General features: G+C 57.4%; 3 protein-coding genes. 2 read left to right on the plus strand and 1 reads right to left on the minus strand.

The features are described from left to right. On the minus strand, positions 1 to 835 hold an 835-nt coding region (locus AAC035_RS20845; protein WP_339807035.1), incomplete at its 3' end, for an MFS transporter. 161 nt (positions 836 to 996) lie between these two features. Between AAC035_RS20845 and pomA the strand changes: the two genes are divergently transcribed. Then, entirely contained in the window at positions 997 to 1,761 is a 765-nt protein-coding gene (gene pomA, locus AAC035_RS20850) for a flagellar motor protein PomA (protein ID WP_339807037.1), read from the plus strand. Between the two features lie 8 nt (positions 1,762 to 1,769). After that, a partial coding sequence (locus tag AAC035_RS20855; RefSeq protein ID WP_339807038.1) for a flagellar motor protein MotB occupies positions 1,770 to 2,190 on the plus strand: 421 nt, incomplete at its 3' end.

A 2,190-nucleotide genomic window follows, 5' to 3' on the forward strand; every position in this document is an offset into this window, starting at 1 on the left:
CAGAGAGCACCGGTTTCATCTTGCGGTATTTTTCTCCGATAATGATGAACGGTACCATGGCAAAAAATGACGTCACCATAATGGTGAGGTAGAACCACCAGTGGCGCTCGGCCGGCAGACCAAGCTCCTGGGTCAGTAGCACCGGCACCAGCAGGAACAGTGCGGTCAGCACCAGATGCAGGGCAAATATTCCGAAGTCGAGGCGCAATAGCCGGCTGTCGGTGAGTACCCGTCCCAGCATTGCCCTGACCGGCAGATGATCAGAGGTCAGGGCGCCGGCCACGGGCTCCGGTACCAGGAAGCGAACGATGCCAAGCGCGATTGTGGCAAGCAGCGCGGTAAAGTAAAACAGGCCGGCCAGGCCAGCCACTGATGCCACCAGGGGTCCAACGATCAAGGATAGTGAGAACGATAGCCCGATCGTAATCCCGACCGTCGCCATGGCTTTGGTGCGCTGTTCTTCGCGGGTGAGGTCACTCAGTAACGCCATCAGTACGCTGGCAATGGCCCCGGCGCCCTGCAGCGCACGCCCGGCAATCACGCCGTAGATACTGTCCGACGCGCCCGCCAGCAGGCTGCCCGCCGCGAAGATCACCAGCCCGACGTAAATAAGCGGCTTGCGACCCAGCCGGTCAGACAATAATCCGAAGGGTACCTGCAGCAACGCCTGGGTCAAGCCGTAGGCGCCGATCGCCAGACCGGTCAACGCCGGCGTGGCCCCGGACAGTTCGGACCCCAGTAGGGCAAACACGGGCAGGACCATGAAAAGGCCCAGCATGCGCATGGCATAAACCGAAGCGAGCGAGGCAATCGCTCGTTTCTCCAGTGCATTCATCGGTAATTCACAGTTGCGGAAAAAGAAGGCGGCAGTTTACCAGATGGTCAGCGAAGTTACCTGAGCAAAAAAGCATCGAATTTCCTGTTCTTTTATGTAACAGCTGATTACAATCCGGACACATTTCGGTTCGTCGTCTTACTCAGTGAAAGGAACCAGGTTTGGACTTCGCCACGCTTATCGGTTTGCTGGGAGCGACTGTCATTATTGCAATGGCTGTCATTCTCGGCGCATCCAGTGATGTTTTCTTCAACATTCCGTCGATCCTGATCGTCATTCTGGGCAGCCTGGCCGTGGTTCTGGCCAAGTTCAGCTTCAGTCAGTATTTTGGAGCTTTCAGAGCTGCGGGGCGTGCCTTTTCATTCAAGCTTCCAGACACTCAGACCCTGATTGAGGAGCTAATTGAAATCGCCAACATCGCCCGCAAACAGGGGGTGCTCAACCTGGAAGGCCGGGAAACCAGCTCGACCTATCTCCAACAGGGCATACAACACCTCATTGATGGCCAGTCCGCCGACATCATTGCCACACTCCTGAACAAGGAGCGGCTGCTGACACTGGATCGCAATCGTTGGGGCGCCAAAGTTTTCCGGGCTTTTGGTGACGTTGCGCCGGCCATGGGCATGATTGGCACCATTATCGGCCTGGTCCAGATGCTGTCCAACATGGACGACCCGAAGAGTATTGGCCCGTCGATGGCTGTTGCCCTGCTGACAACCCTTTACGGCGCCATGATAGCCACCATGTTCGCCAATCCGCTGGCGGACAAACTCGAACTGCGAATGACGGAAGAAGCCCGTATGCAGGCACTGATCACGGATGCGGTGATTGCAATTCAGGAAGGTCGCAACCCGAGAGTCATCGAGCAGATGCTGTCATCCTACCTGCCGCCCTCCAAGCGTGACACCACCGAAGCGGAGGCCTGATGAGCGCGATGGATGAGCTTCCGGAGGAGCCAACCCCGGGTATTCCTGCCTGGGTGGTCACTTTCGCAGATCTGATGTCGCTGCTGATGTGTTTTTTTGTACTGCTGCTGTCGTTTTCCGAACTCGACGCCATGAAATTCAAGCAGGTCGCCCAGGAAATGGCCAAAGCCTTCGGCGTGCAGCGAGAGGTTGCAGCGCTTGAAATTCCCCAGGGCACCAGCCCGGTGTTTCGGTATTTCTCGCCGGGCCGCCCGGACCCGACCGATCTTGATGAAGTTCGCCAGACTACAACTACCCGTGAGCTTAATCTGGAAACCCAGCCGGGCACGGAACCCACGCCCCGCGAAGACAGCGAGCCAACCCCATCGCAGGCCGAAACGCTCCGCCATGCCAGCAATCTGATGCAGGAACTGGCTGAAGAAATGGCTC

Source organism: uncultured Marinobacter sp. (assembly GCF_963974375.1).
GTDB lineage: Bacteria > Pseudomonadota > Gammaproteobacteria > Pseudomonadales > Oleiphilaceae > Marinobacter.